The sequence below is a fragment of the Arthrobacter sp. APC 3897 genome (assembly GCF_030407495.1).
Lineage (GTDB): Bacteria > Actinomycetota > Actinomycetes > Actinomycetales > Micrococcaceae > Arthrobacter_B.
In genome coordinates this window covers 1-23380 of the sequence record NZ_JASDDG010000035.1, presented here as the reverse complement: position 1 = coordinate 23380, position 23380 = coordinate 1, and the positions used below count along the sequence as shown (strand labels likewise).

Below are 23380 nucleotides of genomic sequence, written 5' to 3'. Positions count from 1 at the left end.
GCTGAAACGGTGATTGCCGTTCTGCTTCTTGAGCCCATCCTGTACCAAGTCCTCGGCTTGGCTACGCTGATCATTGCGCTGTGGGCCTTTTCGGACGCTCTGCGCCGCAAGCCGCAAATGTTCGAGGCTGCGGACAAGCGAACAAAGGGCTTTTGGCTGGGCATGACCGGCGGTGCTACGGCTGTCGGAATATTCAGCTCCCTCACCCCCGGCGCGCTGCTGCCCTTCACCCTGGCGGCACTGGTGGCCGCGTGTGTCTACCTGGCTGACGTTAAGCCGTCGGTCAGGGGTTCCGGCCGTGGAAACTCCGGCCCCTACGGCCGCTGGTAACCGCCCCAACAGACTCAGGTGCGGGGTTTAGCCTGTACCCGGCGGCCCGCATCGGCCGCCGGAAACTCAGCTCAGCTCGGGGCGACGGCGTCCCACGCAACGGTAATTTCCCCCAGCCGCCAGCGGGACGGGCCGGTCATCAGCGGCCAGCCGGAGGCACGCAGGTCAGTGCACATTGCCAGCCAGCGCTGCCGGTTCCCGTAGGAGGCCTGAGGGGCTGCCGCCAGCCACGCCTGATCCATGGCCTGCAGCAGGGCATGGATTTTTTCGCCCGGAACATTGCGGTGGATCAGGGCTTTGGGCAATCTCTCGGCCACGTCCGAAGGGAGCGTAAACGCTCCAAAGCGCAGCGAGATGCTCAGGGAAACGGGTCCGCTGGCGTCCAGTTCCACCCAGGTGGACCGTCTGCCAATCTCGTCACAGGTTCCGTCCACGAAGATGCCGCCGGGGGCGAGCCGCGAGACAACCATGTCCCAATGCGGCCGGTACTCGTCCTCGGAATACTGCCGGAGAACGTTAAACGCCCGGACCATGACCGGACGCCGCCCATCCGCCGGCAGCTCAAAGCCGCCCTGCCGGAAGGATAGGCCGCTCCGTTCCAGCGGCTTGGCCGCGCGCACCCGGGCCGCGTCAATTTCAATCCCCATGATCTCGACGTCGGCACGGACCCGTCCCAGGCGGGCATGGAGCTCGACGGCGGTGGTCGGAGCGGCCCCGTAACCAAGGTCAACAATCAAGGGGTCTGCCGCTCTGCGCAGCCGCCACCCCTGAGGTCCGGCCAACCAGCGGTCCACCCGTCGCAGCCTGTTGGGGTTTGTAGTGCCCCTAGTCACATTTCCTACGGGTTTCTGCGGTTTTTGCACTAAACAATGTTACTTGGCCACAGCCGGCCCCCGGACAGCGCAGCTAAGAGCGCAGTCGGGCCCGGGTGCACCCGGGGAGCCAGTAACGGGGAGGTTCCCAAAATGAGCCGTAATGTTGGCCGCCTGTACGCAACCCTGCCCCCGGTGCGGTGTCCTCCGTTACGATGACATATATGACTTACAAACTGATCCTTCTGCGCCACGGCCAGAGCGAATGGAATGAAAAGAACCTGTTCACAGGCTGGGTGGACGTGGATCTGACGGACCTCGGACGGGCCGAAGCCCTTCGCGGCGGTGAGCTGCTCGTGGAAGCGGACATCCTCCCCGACATCCTCTACACCTCGCGTCTGCAGCGTGCGATCAACACCGCCAACATCGCCCTGGGTGCGGCGGACCGCATCTGGATCGATGTCAAGCGCAGCTGGCGCCTGAACGAGCGGCACTACGGCGCCCTTCAGGGCAAGGACAAAGCCCAGACGCTGGCCGAATACGGCGAGGAGCAGTTCATGCTCTGGCGCCGGTCCTACGACACCCCGCCGCCGCCCCTGCCGGATGACAGCGATTTTTCCCAGGCCCACGACCCGCGTTACGCCGATCTGTCACAGGACGAGCTGCCCCGCACCGAGTGCCTCAAGGATGTCCTGGAGCGGTTCCTGCCGTACTGGGAATCGGACATTTCCGCGGACATCAAGGCCGGCAAAACCGTCATGATCGCCGCGCACGGCAACTCCCTGCGGGCATTGGTCAAGCATCTGGACGGCATTAGCGACGCCGATATCGCAGCCGTCAACATTCCCACGGGTATCCCGCTGGTCTACGAACTGGACGAAAACCTGAAGCCGATCAAGGCAGGCGGCACCTACCTGGATCCCGAGGCCGCGGCGGCCTCCATCCAGGCCGTGGCAAACCAGGGCAAAAAGAAGTAAGGATTGTCCGGGCGTCTGCGCCGGAAGTAACACTAAAGGGCGGCCCCGCGGGGCCGCCCTTTACTGTTGTTTCTGATTGTTTAGCGGCTGGACTCTGACATCGGCTGCCATTCGCCGGTCACCAGGTAGTTGACCTTCCGGGTGACCGAGACGCCGTGGTCCGCGAACCGCTCGAAGTAGCGGCTGGCCAAGGTAAGGTCCACAGTGCTGACAGCGGATACGTTCCAGTCCGGCGAAGCAATGGCCTTGAAGACGCCGGCGTGGAGCTCGTTTATCCGGTTGTTGCAGGCGTAGATGTCATTGCTCAGCTCTAGGTTCCGCGTCTCCAGCAGCTCCGTGAGCAGCTCGGAAATACGGATGTCCAGCCGGGCCATCTCGCTGAAGGTTTCCGCCATCGGCTCGGGCACCACATGCTCCGGGTAACGCAGGCGGGCCAGCTGGGCGATGTGCCGTGCCAGGTCACCCATCCGTTCCAGCGAGGCACTCATCCGCAGGGAACCCACGATCATCCGCAGGTCGCTCGCCACCGGGCCCTGAAGTGCAAGGACATCAATGGCCCGCTCGTCGAGGTCGTTCTGAAGGAAATCGATGCGCGCGTCGGCGGCGATGACGTCCTGGGCCAGCTCAGTGTCGGCGCCTTCGAAGGCTGCGGTGGCTTTCTGCATCGCTTCGGTGACGAGCTCGGAAATCTGGGTCAGCTCTTCGCCAATCTGATGAAGCTCGGCTTGAAAAACCTTACGCACTTCGGCGTCCTTTCGGTTGTGCAGCATCCTGCCCTTGTTGTCCGCAGCTGTGGATCACAGCCATGCTGTCAGGATTTCAGTCAGCGGTTAACGGTTGGGCTTCTTCTGATGAACGTTAGTTTAACGAATCACCTTATGCCACCGGAGAGGCCTGCCGCATTCCCGCGGTCAGCCTAAGCTAGGAGAGTGAATCCTGTATTGCTGGGCCTGGTTGCCGGGATCCTCGGTCTTGCCGTGGGCGTATCCGGCGTGCTTGCGTACATGGCCAGCCGGAGGCAGCGGCGGGAGCTTGCCGCAAATGATGATCCGGCTATCCCCAACGGGGCGGCGGAAGTGCTGGCCGCCATTGGCCGGGCTTACATTGTGGTGGACGCGGTCGACGGCGTGGTGAGGGCCAGCCCGGGCGCCTACGCTTTGGGGCTGGTCCGGGGGCACACCCTCGTGCCTGCAGAGCTGCTGGCCATGACCGCCCGGGTTCGGCGCGACGGCGTCATCGAGGAACGGCAGCTGGAGCTGGAGCGCGGACCGCTGGGTCAGGGGAGCACCATATTGCAGGTTCGGGTGGCAACCGTGGGGGAGGAGTACATCCTGATCCTTGCGGACGACCACACCGAAATAGCCCGCACAGAGGAAGTGCGCAATGACTTTGTTGCCAATGTGTCCCATGAGCTGAAGACTCCGGTTGGAGCAATCTCGCTGCTTTCCGAAGCATTGGATGACGCTGCAGGAGACGAAGAAGCAGTGCGGCGGTTTGCCGCCAGGATGAGCAAGGAGTCCGCAAGGCTCACGTTGCTGGTCCAGGACATTATTGAACTCTCGCGCCTGCAAAGCACCGACATGGTGGACCGTGCCCGCGAGGTGAACCTGAACCAGCTCGTTGCCGAGGCGGTGGAGGCCAACCGGCTGCCCGCCGAGAACCGGAAGACAACCGTCGTCGTCGGCGGGACAGTGGACGGGGCTGTCTACGGCGACGCGAAGATGCTGACCACGGCGTTCCGCAACCTGATCGATAACGCCATCCGTTATTCCCCGGAAGGCAGCCGGGTGGGCATCGGCCTGCGCTCCCGGGACGGCATGGCGCAGGTGTCGGTGACCGATCAGGGGCCGGGGATCAATCCCGAGGACCAGGAACGGATTTTTGAGCGCTTCTACCGCATCGACAGCGCCCGGTCACGCCACACGGGCGGCACCGGCCTGGGGCTGAGCATCGTCAAGCACGTTGTCTCCAACCACGGCGGCGAGATTAACCTCTGGTCCCAGCCGGGCCAGGGGTCCACCTTCACGGTCCGGCTGCCGGAGATGGAGTCCCCTGATTCGTCCGGGGAAGGGCTGCAGCAGCCGGATGCCGCTGCCCGTGCACGGAAGACAACTCCGCCGGCCGGCGGAGGAACGCGCGAACAAGGAGTCAGTGCTTGAGCAGGATCCTGATGGTTGAAGACGAAGAGTCCTTCAGCGACCCGCTGTCCTATCTTCTGGAACGGGAGGGTTTCGAAGTCCAGGTGGTGGACAACGGGCACGACGCCGTCACGGAGTTCGACCGGCGCGGCGCAGACCTCGTGCTGCTGGATTTGATGCTCCCGGGCCAGTCCGGCACGGAGGTCTGCCGGCAGCTGCGTCAGCGCTCCGATGTCCCCATCATTATGCTGACAGCGCTGGACGGGGAGATCGACAAAGTTGTCGGCCTGGAACTGGGGGCGGACGACTACGTCACCAAGCCCTACAGCTCCCGGGAACTGCTGGCCCGCGTCAGGGCGGTGCTGCGGCGCCGTAGCGACGGCGGTGAACTGTCCGGGCCCTCCGTTGAGGCAGGGCCTGTGCGCATGGACCTGGACCGTCACGTGGTCAGCGTCAACGGGGAGCACGTGCCGCTGCCGCTCAAGGAGTTTGAGCTGCTCGAACTGCTCCTGCGCAACGCCGGCCGTGTTCTGACCCGCGGCCAGCTGATTGAACGGGTCTGGGGGGCAGACTACGTGGGGGATACGAAAACACTGGACGTCCACGTCAAACGGCTGCGCGGAAAAATTGAACCCGAACCGTCCCTTCCGCGTCATCTGGTGACGGTGCGGGGGCTGGGCTACAAGTTCGAAGCCTGACCCCGCTGGCAGGTCCGGGGCGCTGCCGTCCGAAACGGGAAAAGGGACCAGGCCTGAGGCCGTGGTCCCTTTTCCCTGCCGGCCTTCGCCGGCTCACGCGTGAACTAGTTGGACTGCTCCGGGGCGGGCGTTTCCGCAACTCCGGTGTCGGCCCCTGTGTCCTGATCTGCATCGGCCTCGTCGGAGGGAACGGCGGTGGCAGCGTCAGTGGCTGCGGGCGACGGCGTCGGCAGATACTCGCGGTAATCAACCAGGGTTCCGTCAACAACCGGAATGTTCACCTCAACGGTCTCGGCGCCGTTGCTGGCATCGCCGCGCAGGCCCGTTCCCGGCAGCACATCGACGTTCGGCACGGTTACCTCTGCGGCAGCTGCGTCTTCGAAGACCACTTTGTCTCCGGCTTCAATGTTCCAGGTGAGGGTGGTGCCGCCGGTAGCCAGCGAGAATTCGACGTCATCGGAGGAAGCGTTCACCACGGTGCCCAGCAGGCGGCCTTCTTCGCCGCCGCCGTTGCTAACCATGAGGAGATTGCGCAGTTCCACGTCTCCGACGTTTTCGACGATGCCGTCAGACGGGGAGTACTCGCGCACCGTTGCCTGCTCGTTCACGGCGCTGCAGCTGGAGACTCCCAGTACGGCCAGCGCTATTACACCGGCGGCAGCTGCTCGCTGCGCCCGGTTCTTGGGTGTGAATCTCACAGCAGAACTCCTGGGGTATTGCGGTCTCTTGACCGGCGGCGTTTCTTTTGTGCCTAGCCTATCGGCAAACCCTCAAAATGTTGGATTTTGGCCCGCTGCGGGCGACGTATTGCTGAGCGTGAGAAGGCACATCGCCGCAGGTGGGGATGGGAAGAAGGGCCCCGATAATACTCAGCCTGATGATGATCGAGTAGCTGACCTGCGGAAACTCTACTCGGCGTATCGCACGCATGGTAAACTAGCGGTTGGGAAAGGGGAAAGTCCACATGGTTTTTGAGGTTGGCGAAACAGTTGTTTACCCTCACCACGGTGCCGCGAAGATTGAAGAGATCAAGATGCGGACCATCAAGGGCGAAGAGAAAATGTATCTCAAGCTTAAGGTGGCACAGGGTGATCTGACCATAGAAGTACCGGCTGAGAACGTCGACCTCGTTGGGGTTCGGGACGTAGTGGGCAAAGAAGGGTTGGAGCATGTTTTTGACGTGCTTCGGGCCGAGCTCACTGAAGAACCCACCAACTGGTCGCGCCGGTACAAAGCGAACCTGGAGAAGTTGGCGTCCGGTGACGTGGTGAAGGTGGCTGAGGTCGTTCGTGACCTGTGGCGCCGCGACCACGACCGTGGGCTCTCCGCCGGGGAAAAGCGAATGCTCGCAAAGGCCCGCCAGATCCTGATTTCAGAACTGGCACTGGCTGAAAAGACGGACGAAGAACAAGCAGCAGTTGTTCTGGACAAGGTCCTGGCAAGCTAAGCAGCAGCATCCAGGTAGAACGCAGCACCTACGGCACGCTGCCGGTCCCATGGGACCGGCATTTTGTCGTTAAGGGGCGGTTTCCGGACCTGATCGGCAAAAGTGCCGCCCGGTGCACCGCCGGCTTCAGGGGCACTAGGCTAAAGGGGTGCCAACAATCACTTCATCCCGTCCGCGCATCGGCGTCATTGTGGTGGCAGGAGGTTCCGGCCAAAGACTGGGCTACGGCATCCCCAAAGCCCAGGTTCCCCTGTCCGGTGTCGCGCTGCTGATCCGCGCACTGCGGGGAGTGGAAGCATCAGGGATTGCTGCCGCTGTCAGCGTGGCGGTTCCGGCCGGGGACACCGTCTTGCGTTCCCTCTGCGCTGAAGCCGGACTGGCTGTCCCGCTTGCCGTAGTCGACGGGGGAGAAACCCGTGCCCACTCTGTCCGGGCTGCCCTGGAGGCCCTTCCCGGAGACATTGAGTTTGTCCTGGTCCATGACGCCGCCAGGGCCCTTACTCCTCCCGAGGTGTTCCATCGGGTGGCGGCAGCACTGGCCGCCGGCGCGAAAGCGGTCATTCCTGCCGTTCCCGTCACCGACACCATCAAGTCAACCGCGCCGGCAACCCCCGGGCAGGCAGGGACCGCTGTACGGACGGTGACGGGCACTCCGGACCGGTCCGCGCTCAGAGCCGTGCAGACACCGCAGGGCTTCGATGCCGCACTGCTGCGCAGTGCGCACGCTGCCGCAGAAACCTTCGACGCCGCCCGGACATCAGCAGTCACTGACGACGCCATGCTCGTCGAATCCCTGGGCACAGAGGTCTATGTTGTCGACGGCTCGGAAACTTCCCTTAAAATCACCACTCCACTGGACCTGCTTCTGGCCGAAGCGCTGCTGGCCCGGGAACTGAATCGTCAGGAGGATTAAGCATGCCCATAATGAACCTTCCGCGTACCGGCATCGGTGTGGACGTCCATGCCTTCGCGCCAGCGGACGCCCCGCGCCCCCTCTGGGTGGCAGGGCTGCTTTGGGACGGCGAACGCGGACTCGCCGGGCACTCTGACGGCGATCCGGTGGCCCATGCGGCAGCGGACGCCCTGTTTTCCGCAGCAGGCCTTGGGGACCTGGGTACCCACTTCGGAACGGACCGGGCAGAATATGCCGGCGCCTCCGGCCTGACCCTCCTGGGCGAGGCCGCCCGGATCGTCCGCGACGCCGGATTTGAGATCGGAAACGTGGCGGTCCAGCTGATCGGCAACCGGCCCAAGTTTTCCCCCCGCCGTGCAGAGGCTGAAGCAGTGCTCTCCGGTGCGGCCGGTGCCCCGGTCAGTGTCTCCGCAACCACCACCGATGCTCTCGGGTTCACGGGCCGCGGTGAAGGCATCGCAGCCGTGGCAACCGCCGTCGTGGTCAAGGTGCACGAGTCCCTGCGCGACACATAGATCGGCGCGGCGGCGCCCCGGCGCGATAGCCTAGAGCGGTGAGCTTGAGATTCTATGACACCGCTTCCGCGCAGGTCCGCGACTTTGTTCCCCTGAAGGAGGGCGAGGTCAGCCTGTACTACTGCGGCGCCACCGTGCAGGGCCGGCCGCACGTGGGGCATATCCGCTCCGCGATCGCCTTTGACCAGCTCACCCGCTGGCTGCAGTTCCGCGGCTTCCGCGTCACCACGGTCCGCAACGTTACTGACATTGATGACAAGATCCTGGCTAAATCCGCAGAGTCCATGGGTGCGGAGCCGGGACCCGATGTTGTTCCCAACGAGCCGTGGTGGGCACTGGCCTACCGGTTTGAGCAGGAGTTCGCCAAGGCCTATGACACACTCGGCGTCCAGCGGCCCACCTATGAGCCCCGCGCCACCGGCCACATTCCGGAAATGCATGCCCTGATTGCACGGCTGATCGAGGCCGGCCACGCCTACCCGGCCCTGGATGATTCCGGGGACGTCTACTTCGACGTCCGTTCCTGGGACAGGTACGGGTCTTTGACCCGGCAGAACATTGACGACATGCAGGCGGCGCCCGACGCCGGTCCCCGCGGCAAGCACGATCCGCGCGACTTCGCGCTGTGGAAGGGGCATAAGGAGGGCGAGCCTGAGACGGCTGCCTGGGACAGCCCGTGGGGTAAGGGCCGTCCCGGCTGGCATCTGGAATGCTCCGCTATGGTCACCAAGTACCTCGGTCCGCAGTTCGACATCCACGGCGGCGGACTGGACCTGCGCTTTCCGCACCATGAGAACGAAATGGCCCAGTCGCAGGCCGCGGGGGACGGCTTCGCCAACTATTGGATGCACAACGGCATGGTCACCTTTGAAGGCGAAAAGATGTCCAAGTCCATCGGCAACACGGTGAGCCCCGCGGACATGCTGGCCGAAGCATCGCCCCGGGTGGTCCGCTACTATCTGGGACAGGCGCACTACCGCTCGGTGCTGGACTACCGGCCCACCTCCCTGCAGGAAGCCGCGGCCGCCGTGGAACGTATCGACGGTTTCATCGCCAAGGCCCGCGCCAAGGTCTACGGGGCCGGGGACCACGGGTCGGTCCTGAGCAGCCGTGCCATTCCCGATGCCTTCGCCGCCGCCATGGATGATGACCTCAACGTTCCCCAGGCCCTGGCCGTGCTCCATGACACCGTCCGCGCCGGAAACACTGCCCTCGCTGAGGGCGACACCGAGGCAGCCCGGAACGCACTGCACGCAGTGCTCAGCATGACGATGGTCCTTGGACTGGACTCGGTGCAGACACGGGAGGCGGGAGACAGCACCGAACACCGTGCCTTGGACTCATTGGTCCAGGCCCAGCTGGAGGAGCGCCGTGCCGCCCGTGCCGCCAAGGACTGGGGACGTGCCGATGCCATCCGGGATTCGCTCGCAGCGGCCGGTATCACCGTCGAAGACACCGCGGATGGAGCCAGCTGGAGCATAGCCCAGGCTTGATCCAGTCCAGAGGACGGCCCGTTATGTGTGCTTTCGGAGTACACTCCGGGTCATGGAACACGCATGCCCGTGAGCCTGCGTAAACTAGAAGTAATGCTTTCTTCTAGGTTTAAGGTGTAATCGATGGCCAACAACGGACGTCCCGGCGCAATGCGTAAAGCCAAAAAGGGCCCCAGCGGGGGCACCGGTGGATTGGGCCGCAAGGCCCTTGAGGGCAAGGGACCCACGCCCAAAGCAGAAGACCGCCCCTATCACAAGGCGTTTAAGAACAAGCAGCTCGCCGAGCGTTCGGCTGCCAAGCGCGGGGATTCCCGCGACAACCGTGCAGCAGGAGGCCGCAGCGGCACCAACATCCGCGGCAAGGTGGCTGAAGAAGTTGTCACCGGCCGCAACTCGGTTGTAGAAGCCCTGCGTGCAGGCATCCCGGCCAAGGCGCTGCACGTTGCCGTCCGGATCGACATGGATGACCGTGTCCGTGAATCCCTCAAGATGGCGGCCGACCGCGGCCTGCCCGTGATGGAAACGCACAAGCCTGAGCTGGACCGTATGACCAACGACGCCGTGCACCAGGGTCTCGTGCTGCAGATACCGCCTTACGAATATGCTGATCCCACGGATCTGGCGGCGGAAACGATCGAGGCCTGGAAGAAGGGCCACATCCGCAACGCGCCGCTGTTTGTGGCATTGGACGGTATTACCGATCCCCGCAACCTGGGCGCCATCATCCGTTCCGCTTCCGCTTTCAGCGCCCACGGCGTCGTTGTTCCGGAACGCCGCGCGGTGGGCATGACAGCGTCCGCGTGGAAGACCAGCGCCGGTGCAGCTGTCCGCGTCCCGGTGGCCCGTGCAGGCAACCTGAACAACACGTTGAAGACCTTCAAGAAAATGGGGATCTTCGTCCTCGGCCTGGACGGCGACGGCGACGTGTCGCTGCCGGAAATCGTCCTGGCCAAGGATCCGGTGTGCATTGTCGTAGGTTCCGAGGGCAAGGGACTGTCCCGCCTGGTCCGCGAGAACTGCGACCAGATTGTGTCCATTCCCATTGACTCGGCCATGGAATCGCTCAACGCGTCCATGGCAGTGGGCATCAGCCTGTACGAAATTTCACGGCAGCGTTCCGCCTGACCAAAGGCGGAGAAATCCGAGAGGCAGCATGGCAGACTTGACCAGCATTGAGCAGGGCCAAGCCGTCGCGCGGCGGGTTTCACGGCCCTTTCCCCTCGGCGTCCGGAATTCTGTTCCGGGCGTCGAGGCGGCGCCCGGAACCGCGAATGTCTCTGTTTACGCGCCGGGCCTCACCGGCGTGGATGTCTACTTTGAAAAAGCGCCGGGTGACTGGTCCTCGGCGCCTCTCCGCGGGTCCGTGGCGGGCATCCACCACGGCCGGGTGAACGGCCTGACCTACGGCAGCCGCTACGGATTCTGGCCGGCCGGCAAGGAGCTGCCCGGTCAGCCGGGCAGCTTCCAGCTTCTGCTGGACCCCTATGGCCGCGGAATTGATGAAGTTCAGCATCCGGACGGTGTCCCGCTGTTCTTCTCCGTCCATGTGGACCCGTCCTTTGACTGGGGCACCGCACACCAGCCGCATGTCCCGTGGCGCGACACCGTCATCTATGAAGCGCACGTCCGGGGACAAACCATGCTGCACCCGGACATCCCCGAAGAGCTCCGCGGCACCTACGCGGGCATGGGGCACCCGGTGATGGTCAATTACTTCAAAGAGCTGGGCATCACCGCGGTGGAGCTGCTGCCGGTGCACTTCCACGCCGACGAAGCTCACCTGCGTGAACTCAATCTGACCAACTACTGGGGCTACAACACACTCGGTTTCTTTGCCCCGCACGCCGCGTACGCCACCAAGGCAGCACAGGCGGCGGGACCCAAGGCGGTGCAGGACGAAGTCAAAACCATGATCAAATCCCTGCATGAGGCAGGCCTGGAAGTCATCCTGGACGTTGTCTACAACCACACGGCCGAAGGCACCAAGGACCAGCCGGCGCTGAGCTGGCGGGGACTGGGCGACAACCAGTACTACCGGCACGACGGCGAGGGCCGTTACCTGGACACCACGGGCTGCGGCAACACCCTGGATTTCAGCCAGCCGCGGGTGATCCAAATGACCCTGGACTCGCTGCGCCACTGGGTGCAGGACTACCAGGTGGACGGATTCCGCTTTGACCTTGCACCGGCACTGTGCCGCGGTGCAGACGGCCGTTTTGACCCGCGGCATCCTTTCCTGGTTGCCGTGGCCGCGGATCCCGTGCTCCACGGAACCAAGCTCATCGCCGAGCCCTGGGACATCGGGCCGGACGGCTGGCAGACCGGAAACTTCCCGCCCGGATGGGCCGAATGGAATGACCGGTACCGCGACACAGCCAGGGACTTTTGGCTCCGGGACCGGGCCGCACTGGATGCCGGGGGCACGGGCAGTTCGGTGGCGCGGATTGCGGGTTCACTCGCGGGCTCGGCGGATTTGTTCGCCCGATCCGGCCGGACAGCGCTGTCCTCCGTCAACATGGTCACCGCCCATGACGGCTTCACTCTGGCGGACCTCACGTCCTACGAACTCAAGCACAATGAGGCCAACGGCGAAGACAACCGGGACGGCAGCAGCGAGAACCGCAGCTACAACCACGGCCTCGAGGGACCCACTGAAAACCGGGACATCGCAGCCCGCCGGGCACAGAGCGCCAGGAACATCATGGCGACCCTGGTGATGTCCCTGGGAGTTCCCATGATTACCGCCGGTGATGAACTTGGACGTACCCAGCAGGGAAACAACAACTCCTACTGTCAGGACAGCCCGCTTACCTGGCTGAACTGGGACCCGGACGAGAACGGGCGCCGGATGCTGGAAACCACCCGTACGCTGCTGCGCCTGCGTCGTGAGTTCCTTGCTTCGCAGCCGTACCGCTTCCCGGCTGACGCACAGGAAGCATCGCTGCTCTGGTTTGACGAGTTTGGCCAGCCCATGGCGCTGGACAGGTGGGAGGATCCCAACTCCAGAGTGGTCCAGCTGCTGGTGGGCTCCCACAACGGAATGCTGAGGGGCCTGCTGGTCCTGAACGGCTCGCAGAACGATATCGAAATCACCCTCCCCGATGCCCGGGCACTGGAGGGGTCCGGCGCAGCCCTCAACGAGGGCCACGCCTACGAGCTGCTGCTGAGCACAGCCGGGGACGAGCAATCGGACACCGGGAAACGGCTGCGCGGAGGGGAAAAGGACCTCCTGCCGGCCAACTCCGTCAGCCTCTACCGGGCCTAGGGTGCCCGGAAGCCGCCCCGGCCGTCCGGTTGAGCGGCCTAGGCGTTGGCCACCAGTCCCAGCTCCGCCTTCGAGGCCAGTCCTGAATGCACCGGAAGCACCCGCACGGTGTAACCGAAGGGGCCGGCCTGCTCAATGCCGATCGTGCCGGAGAACAGGTGCCTGCCGGAACCCAGGTCCTCCGTCTGAACCAGCTCCGCAGTCCGAGGGTCCTCCAGATGGTCATTTTCCAGGGCCTTGCCGTACGCCACTTCCACGCTGACGTCCTCCGGCCGCAGGGAACCAAGGGAAACGTAGGCCTGCACGTTCAGATGATCCCCAATCTGCGGATCATCGGTAATGCCAATGGAATCCACGTGTTCCACCGAAACGGCTGACCAACCGTCACGGATCCGGGTGATCCATTCCGCCAGTTCCTTCGCTGCCGCATACCCGTTGGCTGAAGCAGCACGTCCGGACTGCCCGGCGGGACGGTACAGCTGGTTCACGTAATCACGCAGCATGCGGTTGGCTGACACCGCCGGACCGAGGTCAGCGAGGGTGTGCTTGACCATTTCCAGCCACTCGCTGGGCAGGGACCCTTCCCGGGCATCCGACGGGCCGGCGGCACCGGCCTCAGCGGGCGGTTCCTTGCCGTAGAACATGGGGGTCACGGCGTTTTCCAACAGGTCATACAGCGCTGCCGCTTCCAGATCATCGCGCTGGTCCGGTCCGTACACCTCCCTCGTGTGCGCTCCCTGCGTCGGGTTGGCGGAGGGGATGGCCCATCCGTTGTCGCCGTCGAACATCTCGTCCCACCAGCCGTCCAGGATCGAGAGGTTCAAGCCTCCGTTGATCGCGGACTTCATGCCCGAGGTGCCGGAGGCCTCCAGTGGCCGCAGCGGGTTGTTCAGCCACACATCGCAGCCGGGGAACAGCGTCCGCGCCATGGCGATGTCGTAGTTGGGAAGGAACACAATGCGGTGTCTGACCTCGGGATCATCGGTAAACCGGACGAGGTCCTGGATCATGCGTTTGCCCTGCTCGTCAGCGGGGTGCGACTTGCCGGCAACCACCACCTGGAGCGGATGGGTGGGATGCAGAAGGAGAGCCTTCAGCCGGGCAGGATCCCTCAGCATCAGGGTCAGCCGCTTGTAAGTGGGGACCCGGCGGGCAAACCCGATGGTAAGGATGTCCGGGTCCAGGACGTTTTCGGTCCAGGCAAGCTCGGCATCCGTGGCCCCGCGTTTGCGCCAGGCGGCACGCACCCGCCGGCGCACGTCATCAATCAGGTTGGAACGCAGGCGTCGCCGCAGGTCCCACAGATCCCTGTCACTGATTTCATAGGCCCGGTTCCAATCACGGTCATGGACAGTGGCAACCCCGAATTTCTCCCGTGCCAGCTGAGTCACTTCCGGGTCAATCCATGAGGGCACATGCACGCCGTTGGTCACCGAGGTAATGGGGACTTCCGAAACATCGAATCCGGGCCACAGGCCCGAGAACATTTCGCGCGACACCTTTCCGTGCAGCTTGGCGACGCCGTTGGCGCGCTGGGCCAGGCGAAGACCCATGACCGCCATGTTGAACTTGCCGGGATCACCGCCGTCGTAGCTTTCCGCACCCAGGGCGAGGACCTTGTCCGTGGGGACGGACTGCGCCAGGCCGGCACTGAAGAAATGCCGGATCTGGGACTGGTCAAAACGGTCAATCCCCGCCGGGACGGGAGTGTGGGTGGTGAAGACAGTGTTGGCGCGGGTGGCGGTCAGGGCTTCTTCCCATCCCATCCCGTTGTCCATCAGTTCGCGGATCCGTTCAACGCCAAGGAAACCGGCATGGCCCTCATTGGTGTGGAACACCTCGGGCGCTGCCGTGCCGGACAGGCGTTCGTAAACCCGCAGGGCCTTGACACCGCCCATGCCCAGCAAAAGCTCCTGCTGCAGGCGGTGGTCCCCGCCGCCGCCGTACAACCGGTCCGTAATGCCGCGGGCGGCGTCGTCGTTGCCGACAACGTCCGAGTCCAGCAGCAGCAGGGGAACGCGGCCGACGTCGGCACGCCAGATCTGTGCCGAAAGCCGGCGGTTGTTGGGCAACGGAAGATTAACGCGGGCAGGCGTGCCGTCCTCCTCCCGCAGCAGCGTCAGCGGCAAGCCGTTGGGATCCAGCACTGGATACGTTTCCAGCTGCCAGCCGTCGCGGGACAGCGCCTGCTTGAAGTACCCGGCCTGGTAGAGGAGGCCGACGGCGATGAGGGGTACACCCAGGTCCGAGGCCGATTTCAGGTGGTCCCCGGCAAGGATGCCCAGTCCGCCCGAGTACTGCGGCAGGACGGCGCTAATCCCGTATTCGGGGGAGAAATACGCCACGGCACGGGGCGCGTCTTCACCCAGCGTTTGGTACCAGCGCGGCGCAGTCAGGTACTCATCAAGGTCGGCACCCAGTTCCTGGATGCGCTGAACCAGATCAGCATCCTCTGCCATCCGCTCGAGGCTGCCGCGGCTCACGGACCCGAGGAACTTAACCGGGTCATGGCCGCTGGCCTGCCACGCCGCCGGGTCAAGGTCAGCGAAGAGCCGGGTGGTGGGCTCATGCCAGGACCACCTCAGGTTCGAAGCCAGCTTGCTCAGCGGAGCAATGCTGTCGGGGAGGACTGTTCGGACGGTAAACCTTCGAATTGCCTTCACCCGAGTTACGCTAGCGCAAACCGTGCCCTGAGGGGGATGGGTGGCGCGGGTAATCTGTCAGATTACGGTCAAATCCGTCTCCGGCCCGGAGCTAGGGGAAAAAGGCCCCAATACAGGGCCCCACCTGCGGCGAAACTCCGGAAAGTACGTTGCCTTAGCATTCTGCTCAGAATATCGCTAACGTCTAGTCTGTGACCAGTTCCAGTGCGATGCCATCCAATGACCTGCCCGCTGCGGAACTCCGGTTCGGCCGGATTCCCATCATCAATGTGACCCCGGTGGTCGAATGCGGACGCATTCCGGCGAAAGCCATTCCGGGTGAGGACCTCGTCATCGGGGCCACAGTCTTCCGCGAAGGCCACGACCTTGTGGGTGTCAGCGCAGTCCTGTATGACCCTGAGGGCACCGAGATACAGCGGGTGCGGATGCACCCGGTGGGAATCGGTCTGGACCGCTGGGGCGGGCTGCTCCGGCCCGAAGGCACCGGCGCCTGGAGCTTCGCCGTCGAGGGCTGGGCTGATGTGTACTCCACCTGGCATCACAACGCCGAGGTGAAGATCAAAGCCGGCGTGGACACGGAATTGATGCTCGCTGAGGGGGCTGCGCTGTTCCGGGCTGCCGCACAGGAGCGCAACGGCGACGATGCAAGGGTCTTTGAGGCTGCGGCCGCAGCGCTCGCAGACACCGGCCTGCCCGTGGATGACCGGCTCGCCGCAGCAGGTTCCGATGCCGTTCTGGCTGTCCTGGACCGGGACCCGATCCGTGACCTCGTCACCAGAAGCCCCCGGTTCCCCCTCCACGTTGAGCGTGAGCTGGCCGGCCGCGGTGCCTGGTATGAGTTCTTTCCCCGCTCCGAGGGTGCCAAACTTGATCCCGCAACCCGGGAGTGGACTTCGGGGACCTTCCGTACCGCCGCGCGCAGCCTGCAGCGGGTAGCGGACATGCGCTTTGATGTCATCTATCTTCCGCCGGTTCATCCGATCGGCGTGACCCACCGGAAGGGCCCGAACAACACGCTGGTTGCCGGCCCCGGGGATCCCGGTTCCCCTTGGGCGATTGGATCCTCCGAGGGCGGCCATGACGCCATTCATCCGGATTTGGGCACCTTCGAGGACTTCGATGCATTCGTGGACACGGCCCGGGAACTGGGCCTGGAAGTGGCCATCGACCTGGCCCTGCAGGCGTCCCCGGACCACCCCTGGGTGACGAGTCATCCGGAATGGTTCACCACACGCGTGGACGGCTCGATCGCCTACGCCGAAAACCCGCCGAAGAAGTACCAGGACATCTATCCCCTGAACTTCGACAACGACTTCACGGGTTTGTCGGAGGAGATCCTGCGGATCGTGCTGATGTGGATTGGCCACGGCGTCAAGATTTTCCGTGTGGACAACCCGCACACCAAGCCCCTGATGTTCTGGGAATGGCTGATCAAAACGGTCAATGAGAAGCACCCGGAAGTCATTTTCCTGGCCGAAGCGTTCACCCGCCCGCCCATGATGCACGCCCTGGGCATGGCCGGCTTCCAGCAGTCTTACACCTACTTCACCTGGCGGAACACCCGCAAGGAACTGGAGGAATACTTCACCGAGGTCTCATCCGAAACTGCGGCCTTCTTCCGGCCGAACTTCTTCGTCAATACTCCGGACATCCTGACCGAGTTCCTGCAGTACGGCGGTCCTGCGGCTTTCAAAATCCGCGCCGTCCTGGCCTCCACCGCCAGCCCGCTGTGGGGTGTTTACGCCGGCTACGAGCTGTTTGAGCATGTGGCCCGTCCCGGTGCCGAAGAGTACATCGACAACGAAAAGTTCGAGTACAAGGAGCGTGACTTCGCTGCCGCGGAGGCGGAGGGCAGGAGCCTTGCCCCGTACATCACCCGGCTGAACGAAATCCGGCACACACACCCGGCGCTGGGGGACCTGCAGAACCTGACAGTGCATTCCACCACGGACGAGTCAATCGTGGCGTACTCCAAGCACAAGGAGGTCCGGCCAGGGGACCCCGCCAGCAGGGACACTCTGATCATCGTGGTGAACACGGATCCGCACAGCGCCCGCGAATGCGGCGTATCGCTGAATCTGGAAGCACTGCACCTCGATCCGAAGGACTTCAACGACGACGGAACCTTCTGGGTGGATGATCTTCTCAGCGGCCAGAGCTGGCGCTGGGGAGCTCACAATTACGTCCGGCTGGACGCCCATTTTGAACCCGCACACATCCTGTCAGTTCGGAGGAACTCCTAGTGCCCAACCCGTTTCAGCTGCACGCTCCCGGTCTCACCAATGACCCGCACTGGTACCGCAAAGCAGTTTTCTATGAAGTGCTCGTGCGCGGCTTCGCTGATGCCAACGGAGACGGGTCCGGGGACTTCACCGGTCTGATCGACAAACTCGACTATCTGCAGTGGCTCGGTGTGGACTGCCTCTGGCTTCCCCCGTTCTTCAAGTCACCCCTCCGGGACGGCGGATACGACATCTCTGACTACTACGATGTCCTGGACGAGTTCGGAACCATCAGCGACTTTAAGCGGCTGGTCGCTGAAGCCCACGCCCGCGGCGTGCGCGTGATCATCGACCTGCCGCTGAACCACACCTCGGACAAGCATCCGTGGTTCGAAGAATCCCGCAGCGATCCGGACGGACCCTACGGCGATTTCTACGTGTGGTCGGATACGGACCAGAAGTATGAAGACGCACGAATCATCTTCGTGGATACCGAAGAGTCCAACTGGGCTTTTGACCCTGTGCGGCGGCAGTTCTACTGGCACCGTTTCTTCAGCCACCAGCCGGACCTCAACTTCGAGAATCCCAAGGTTGTCGAGGCTATCTTCGACGTCGTCCGGTTCTGGCTGGACCAGGGCATCGACGGGTTCCGCGCCGATGCCATTCCGTACCTGTTCGAAGAGGACGGCACCAACTGCGAGAACCTTCCGGCGACGCACCGGTTCCTCAAGGACCTGCGCACCATGGTGGATGAAAACTACCCCGGACGCGTCATCGTGGCGGAGGCCAACCAGATGCCGCACGAGGTGGTGGAGTACTTCGGTGACGAGACCGGAGCCGAGTGCCACATGGCATTCCACTTCCCGATCATGCCGCGCCTCTTCTACGCCCTGCGCGACCAGAAGGCTGCCCCCATTGTGCAGACCATGGAGGAAACCCCTGACATTCCGTCAGGAGCCCAGTGGGGAACTTTCCTCCGCAACCACGATGAGTTGACCCTGGAAATGGTCACCAACGAAGAGCGCCAGGCCATGCTCGGCTGGTACGCACCGGATTCACGCATGCGGGCCAACGTCGGTATCCGACGCCGGCTCTCACCGCTTCTGGACAACTCCCGTTCGGAAGTGGAACTGATCCATGCGCTGCTGCTTTCGCTTCCCGGCAGCCCGTTCCTCTATTACGGCGACGAAATCGGCATGGGAGACAACATCTGGCTCGAGGACCGTGACGCCTCCCGTACCCCCATGCAGTGGAATCCGGACCGGAACGCAGGCTTCTCCACCGCTGATCCGGGCAAGCTCTACCTGCCCGTGGTGCAGTCTTTGGTCTACCACTACAACCACGTGAACGTGGAGGCCCAGCTGGCCAGCTCCAGCTCGCTGCTGCACTGGATCCGCCAGATGATCATGGTCCGCAGGACCCACCCCGCGTTCGGGCTCGGCTCCTACCGGAATGTACCCACCGAGGCTGAGTCCGTGCTGGCATTCCTGCGTGAGCTGCCGGCGGATAATCCCGAGGGTGAGGTGGGAGAAGTAATGTTCTGTGTTTTCAACCTCTCCCAGCACCCGGTTTCGGCCACGATGAGTCTGCCGGAGTTTGCCGGCCGCGGACTGCGCGATGCCTTCGGCGGTACCCCGTTCCCGGCGTTCGGGCCGGACGGCTCGGTAACCCTGACCCTGGGCAGCCACGACTTCTACTGGCTGCGCCTGCGCTCACCGCAGTCGAACACTTCCTCGCCCCTGACCGACGCGATTCCCCTCATTCCTATTTCGGAGGCCGTGAAGAAATGAGCCAGTTGACTCCGTCACTGCCTGAACTCCTGACCGCCTGGCTGCCGCAGCAGCGATGGTTCCCTGCGAAGGGGCGTGAGATTTCCCTGGAGCGCGTGGGCGGAGTCCGTTTGGAGGACCCGACCGGCGCGGTGGAGCTCGAGGTCCACCTCATTGCCGTGAGCTCGGGTCAGCGGACGGACATCATTAATGTGCCCGTCAGCTATCGCAGCGAGCCGGCCCCTGAGCTCGCAGGCTCACTGCTGGGCCGCGCCCGGCACGCCGAGCTCGGTGAGCGCTGGCTGTATGACGGCACCGCTGATCCGGTTTTCGTTACGGCGTGGCTGGAACTGATGCGTTCCCGGTCCTCGTCCGTGGACGGACACACGCACGGCATCGCGTTGGCCGGATTCGCGGACTGGCCGCCCTTCGACAGCGTTGTGGATTCCAAGCTCATGAAGGGCGAGCAGTCCAACACCTCCGTGGTGGTGCCCGCCCGGCCCAACCAGCTAATCATCAAGTTCTACCGGGTGCTCGCCGCCGGAGAGAGCCCCGACGTACAGGTCAGCGCCAAGCTCACGGCCATGGGCTCCGCCGACGTGCCGACCACCTTCGGGTGGGTAACTGGTAGCTGGCGGAATCCGCTGGATGACAACGGCGCCTGGGTGACCGGAGACCTCAGCGTCCTGCGCGAGTTCATTCCCAACAGCGAAGACGCCTGGCGTCCGGCGTCGAACGCCGCACTGGAGAATTCAGATTTCACCTCCGAGGCTGAAGAGCTGGGTGCCGTCACCGGCCGCATCCACCAGCAGCTGGCACAGGCCTTCGGCAGCGAACCTCCCAGTGCGGCGGAACGCTCCGCCTTCCTCGAGTCCCTCGAAAACCGGATCCGCTGGGCCTGGAAAGAAGCCCGGAGCTACGTGGGGGAGTACGACGAACCGCTGGAGTACCTGCTGCGCCAGATCAGCAATCTCGAAAAGCTCCCCAACCTCCAGCGCATTCACGCTGACTATCACTTGGGCCAGGTACTGAAATCAGGCACCCACGGCTGGATGGTGCTGGACTTTGAAGGCGAGCCGCTTCGGCCGGCCGCTGAACGGAGCGTTCCGGATGTTCCGCTCCGTGACGTTGTGGGCATGCTGCGCTCCCTTGACTACGCAGCCGGGGTGGCCCTGGTGGAAGGCGCCGCCGAGGCAGGCGCTGCAGGCCAAAAGGAACAGCAGCGCCGCGGTCTTGATGCCGCACGCTGGGCAGCCAACGCGTCTGAGGCGTTCCTGCGCGGCTATGAGAAGGAAACCGGCACTCAGATCAACCGAAGTGATCCGCTGTATCTGGCCCTGTGGCTGGACAAGGCCCTTTATGAAGTTGTCTACGAAATTCGGAACCGTCCCGACTGGGTCCGTGTGCCTGTTTCTGCCGTTCGGCAGATTTTGGAGCAGGCACGCAGGCAGGTCCACGGAACCAGCAGTCAGGAAGAGAATTCAGTGACTAAGAACCCAGCCTCCGCTCCCAGGGGGAACCGTCCTTCGGAACCTGCGCTTCCCGCCAAAGCGGACGACGTCGTCGTACCGGCCGCCGGCGAGGCTTCAGTGAAGCCGGCGCACCGCAACCCGCTGCCGGTATCCCCGGATGTGCTGCAGGCCGTGTCCGAGGGCCGCTATCACCAGCCGCACGCGGTGCTGGGTGCCCATGTGGACGACCGGGGGCTGGTGACCATCCGCACCCTGCGTCCGCTGGCCAAGGCAGTGGTGGCCGTCACCGCTGACGGGCGGATTGATCTGCAGCACGAGCACAACGGGATCTGGGTGGGAACGCTCCCCGCGGAGCGGCCCGGACAGGTTCCTGATTACCGCCTCGAAGTGGCCTACGAAGGCCTTGCGCCGCAGCTGTTCGACGATCCATACCGGTTCCTGCCGTCGCTGGGAGAAATTGACCTGCACCTTATTGGTGAAGGCCGGCACGAAAAGTTGTGGACTGTGCTGGGCGCAAACCTGCACCATTACAAGTCGATTCTCGGTGACATTGACGGCGTGAGCTTTGCCGTGTGGGCACCCAACGCCCAGGCCGTGCGCGTGAAGGGTGACTTCAACGCCTGGGACGGCCGGATGCACGCCATGCGTTCCCTTGGCGGCTCAGGAGTCTGGGAGCTGTTCATTCCCGGAGTTGAGCCCGGCGCACGCTACAAGTACGAGATACTCGGCAGCGACGGAGTGTGGCGTGACAAGGCCGACCCGCTGGCGCAGGCCACTGAGGTTCCGCCGCTGACCGGGTCCCGGGTGGTTGAGTCCACTTACGTGTTCCAGGATGCAGAGTGGATGGAAGCCCGGGCTGCCCGGGACCCGCACAACGCACCCATGAGCGTCTACGAAGTCCATCTTGGATCGTGGCGCCTGGGCCTGGACTACCGCCAGCTGGCGGACCAGTTGGCCGAATACGTGAAGTGGCAGGGATTCACCCACGTAGAGTTCATGCCCGTCGCCGAGCATCCCTTCGGCGGCTCGTGGGGTTACCAAATCACCTCCTACTTCGCTCCCACGGCGCGTTTTGGGCATCCGGATGACTTCCGGTACCTGGTGGATAAGCTGCACCAGGAAGGCATCGGCGTCATCCTGGACTGGGTTCCGGGGCACTTCCCCAAGGACGAGTGGGCACTGGCCAAATTCGACGGCCAGACCCTGTACGAACACGGAGATCCGCTCCGCGGCGAACAGCCCGACTGGGGCACGCTCATTTTCGATTACGGACGCCGTGAGGTCCGCAACTTCCTCGTCGCGAACGCGATCTATTGGCTTGAAGAGTTCCACATCGATGGACTACGCGTAGATGCCGTGGCCTCCATGCTGTACCTGGACTACTCCCGCCCCGCGGATCAGTGGCGTCCCAACGCCTTCGGCGGCAGGGAAAACCTTGAGGCCATCTCCTTCCTGCAGGAAGTCAACGCCACCGCGTACCGCAGGGTTCCCGGCATCGTGATGATTGCGGAAGAGTCCACCGCGTTCCCGGGAGTTACCCAGCCCACCAGCAGCGGCGGTTTGGGATTCGGCCTGAAATGGAACATGGGGTGGATGCACGACACCTTGGAGTACATGTCCGAGGACCCCATTAACCGGATGTACCACCACGCAAAGCTGACGTTCTCACTGGTTTACGCCTATACGGAGAACTTCCTCCTGCCGATCAGCCACGACGAAGTTGTGCACGGCAAGGGTTCGCTGCTGCGGAAGATGCCCGGTGACCGCTGGCAGCAGCTGGCCAACCTGCGTGCGTACCTGGCGTTCCAGTGGGCACATCCGGGTAAGCAGCTGATCTTCATGGGTACGGAATTCGCCCAGGAAGCTGAATGGTCGGAACAATACGGCTTGGACTGGTTCCTGACTGACACCCCGCAGCATAAGGGCGTGCAGCTGCTGGTTCGCCAGCTCAACGAGATCTACCGGAATACACCGGCGCTCTTCGACCGGGACAACGAGCCCGCCGGCTTCCAGTGGATCAACGAGAACGACGGCGCCCGCAACGCACTGTCCTTCATCCGGTACGACCATCAGGGCAACCCGCTGGTGTGTATTGCCAACTTTGCCGGAACCCCCCATGAAAACTTCCGGCTCGGCCTGCCGTGGGCCGGTGAATGGGTGGAGGCGCTCAACACCGACGCGGCGGAGTTTGGCGGTTCAGGAGTGGGCAACATGGGTGTTGTTATCGCAGAGGAGGGCGCCTGCAACGGGCAGCCCGCTTCAGCGACACTTACGGTGCCGCCGCTGGGTGTGCTGTATCTGAAGCCTAAGGACGTTTAGCCCGGGCACTTCGCGGTGCGCCAGGCCCTGGCCTCAGCAACTCAGGGCCTGGTGCGCCACGACCGTTAAACCGTGCTAGAGTTAATACCCGCGCTGATCGAGGAAACGAGAACAGCTGAGCGTCACAGAGCTTCGGCTCTCTCCGGTTCGCCGGCAGGACAAACAGCCGTTTTGACAGGCCCTGATCGGAGCGGTAAGATTGAAAAGTTGCTCCGGAGCGATGCAGAGCGGAAGATCCCTTGGATCTGAGCCTGTTGGTGCCGGAAGCAGTCTGTTGTTTGAGAACTCAATAGTGTGCCAAGTTTATTGATACCAATTATTTTAATTGGTTGAACTGGTTGTTTCCG

Annotated in this window: 17 protein-coding genes; 13 read left to right on the top strand and 4 right to left on the bottom strand. The window is 63.6% G+C overall.

Features of this window, described 5'->3' with window-relative positions; translation table 11 throughout:
- Positions 1-9: 9 nt before the first annotated feature.
- Positions 10-330, top strand: a complete 321-nt coding sequence (locus tag QMA10_RS15560; protein WP_290169794.1) for a DUF2516 family protein — start codon at positions 10-12, stop codon at positions 328-330.
- 71 nt (positions 331-401) lie between these two features.
- Here QMA10_RS15560 and QMA10_RS15555 read toward each other — a convergent pair whose 3' ends face one another.
- Positions 402-1163, bottom strand: a complete 762-nt coding sequence (locus QMA10_RS15555) for a class I SAM-dependent methyltransferase (RefSeq protein WP_290169792.1) — start codon at positions 1161-1163, stop codon at positions 402-404.
- Between the two features lie 203 nt (positions 1164-1366).
- On the opposite strand from QMA10_RS15555, the gene QMA10_RS15550 reads away from it, so the two are divergent.
- Positions 1367-2119: a phosphoglyceromutase gene (locus QMA10_RS15550; RefSeq protein ID WP_290169791.1), complete on the top strand. Its 753-nt coding sequence runs from the start codon at positions 1367-1369 to the stop codon at positions 2117-2119.
- 80 nt (positions 2120-2199) lie between these two features.
- Here QMA10_RS15550 and phoU read toward each other — a convergent pair whose 3' ends face one another.
- Positions 2200-2862, bottom strand: a complete 663-nt coding sequence (gene phoU, locus QMA10_RS15545) for a phosphate signaling complex protein PhoU (protein WP_290169790.1) — start codon at positions 2860-2862, stop codon at positions 2200-2202.
- A gap of 186 nt (positions 2863-3048) precedes the next feature.
- On the opposite strand from phoU, the gene QMA10_RS15540 reads away from it, so the two are divergent.
- Both QMA10_RS15540 and QMA10_RS15535 read left to right on the top strand, forming a co-directional pair.
- On the top strand, positions 3049-4278 hold the full coding sequence (locus QMA10_RS15540; RefSeq protein ID WP_290169789.1) for an ATP-binding protein: 1230 nt from the start codon (positions 3049-3051) through the stop codon (positions 4276-4278).
- Positions 4275-4955: a response regulator transcription factor gene (locus QMA10_RS15535; RefSeq protein WP_290169787.1), complete on the top strand. Its 681-nt coding sequence runs from the start codon at positions 4275-4277 to the stop codon at positions 4953-4955. Before QMA10_RS15540 ends, QMA10_RS15535 begins: the two co-directional genes overlap by 4 nt.
- A 104-nt stretch (positions 4956-5059) precedes the next feature.
- Here QMA10_RS15535 and QMA10_RS15530 read toward each other — a convergent pair whose 3' ends face one another.
- Entirely contained in the window at positions 5060-5653 is a 594-nt protein-coding gene (locus QMA10_RS15530; protein ID WP_290169785.1) for a hypothetical protein, read from the bottom strand.
- A gap of 266 nt (positions 5654-5919) precedes the next feature.
- Here QMA10_RS15530 and QMA10_RS15525 point away from each other — a divergent pair, with 266 nt between their 5' ends.
- The 6 genes from QMA10_RS15525 to glgX all read left to right on the top strand — a co-directional run bounded on the left by QMA10_RS15525 (position 5920) and on the right by glgX (position 12588).
- Positions 5920-6402: a CarD family transcriptional regulator gene (locus QMA10_RS15525; RefSeq protein WP_227892398.1), complete on the top strand. Its 483-nt coding sequence runs from the start codon at positions 5920-5922 to the stop codon at positions 6400-6402.
- Between the two features lie 157 nt (positions 6403-6559).
- Entirely contained in the window at positions 6560-7315 is a 756-nt protein-coding gene (gene ispD, locus QMA10_RS15520; RefSeq protein WP_290169830.1) for a 2-C-methyl-D-erythritol 4-phosphate cytidylyltransferase, read from the top strand.
- Positions 7316-7326: 11 nt separating this feature from the next.
- Positions 7327-7830 (top strand): 2-C-methyl-D-erythritol 2,4-cyclodiphosphate synthase, encoded by a 504-nt coding sequence (ispF, locus tag QMA10_RS15515; RefSeq protein WP_290169829.1) that lies wholly within the window; start codon positions 7327-7329, stop codon positions 7828-7830.
- Positions 7831-7868: 38 nt separating this feature from the next.
- Complete coding sequence (gene cysS, locus QMA10_RS15510; RefSeq protein ID WP_290169783.1) at positions 7869-9323, top strand: cysteine--tRNA ligase; 1455 nt, start codon at positions 7869-7871, stop codon at positions 9321-9323.
- A 123-nt stretch (positions 9324-9446) separates the two neighbouring features.
- Positions 9447-10448, top strand: a complete 1002-nt coding sequence (gene rlmB / locus QMA10_RS15505) for a 23S rRNA (guanosine(2251)-2'-O)-methyltransferase RlmB (RefSeq protein WP_290169781.1) — start codon at positions 9447-9449, stop codon at positions 10446-10448.
- Positions 10449-10476: 28 nt separating this feature from the next.
- Entirely contained in the window at positions 10477-12588 is a 2112-nt protein-coding gene (gene glgX, locus QMA10_RS15500) for a glycogen debranching protein GlgX (RefSeq protein WP_290169780.1), read from the top strand.
- 38 nt (positions 12589-12626) lie between these two features.
- On the opposite strand, the gene glgP is transcribed toward glgX, so the two are convergent.
- Positions 12627-15251 carry an alpha-glucan family phosphorylase gene (gene glgP, locus QMA10_RS15495; RefSeq protein ID WP_290169778.1) on the bottom strand — a complete coding sequence of 875 codons (2625 nt, stop codon included), beginning with the start codon at positions 15249-15251 and terminating at the stop codon, positions 12627-12629.
- Between the two features lie 209 nt (positions 15252-15460).
- Here glgP and QMA10_RS15490 point away from each other — a divergent pair, with 209 nt between their 5' ends.
- From QMA10_RS15490 to glgB, 3 genes are read left to right on the top strand one after another with little or no spacing between them, the layout of a single operon-like run.
- Positions 15461-17494, top strand: coding sequence for an alpha-1,4-glucan--maltose-1-phosphate maltosyltransferase (locus tag QMA10_RS15490; RefSeq protein WP_290169828.1), 2034 nt, complete (start codon positions 15461-15463; stop codon positions 17492-17494).
- Entirely contained in the window at positions 17494-19263 is a 1770-nt protein-coding gene (treS, locus tag QMA10_RS15485; protein ID WP_290169776.1) for a maltose alpha-D-glucosyltransferase, read from the top strand. The genes QMA10_RS15490 and treS overlap by 1 nt, the downstream gene beginning before the upstream one ends.
- Entirely contained in the window at positions 19260-23033 is a 3774-nt protein-coding gene (glgB, locus tag QMA10_RS15480; RefSeq protein ID WP_290169774.1) for a 1,4-alpha-glucan branching protein GlgB, read from the top strand. The genes treS and glgB overlap by 4 nt, the downstream gene beginning before the upstream one ends.
- The last annotated feature ends 347 nt before the right edge of the window (positions 23034-23380 follow it).

Excerpts from the sequence above, each read along its gene's own strand:
- QMA10_RS15550 (WP_290169791.1), top strand. The coding sequence starts at position 1,367 with ATGACTTACAAACTGATCCTTCTGCGCCACGGCCAGAGCGAATGGAAT.
- QMA10_RS15525 (WP_227892398.1), top strand. The coding sequence starts at position 5,920 with ATGGTTTTTGAGGTTGGCGAAACAGTTGTTTACCCTCACCACGGTGCC.
- ispF (WP_290169829.1), top strand. The coding sequence starts at position 7,327 with ATGAACCTTCCGCGTACCGGCATCGGTGTGGACGTCCATGCCTTCGCG.
- rlmB (WP_290169781.1), top strand. The coding sequence starts at position 9,447 with ATGGCCAACAACGGACGTCCCGGCGCAATGCGTAAAGCCAAAAAGGGC.
- glgX (WP_290169780.1), top strand. The coding sequence starts at position 10,477 with ATGGCAGACTTGACCAGCATTGAGCAGGGCCAAGCCGTCGCGCGGCGG.
- QMA10_RS15490 (WP_290169828.1), top strand. The coding sequence starts at position 15,461 with ATGCCATCCAATGACCTGCCCGCTGCGGAACTCCGGTTCGGCCGGATT.
- glgB (WP_290169774.1), top strand. The coding sequence starts at position 19,260 with ATGAGCCAGTTGACTCCGTCACTGCCTGAACTCCTGACCGCCTGGCTG.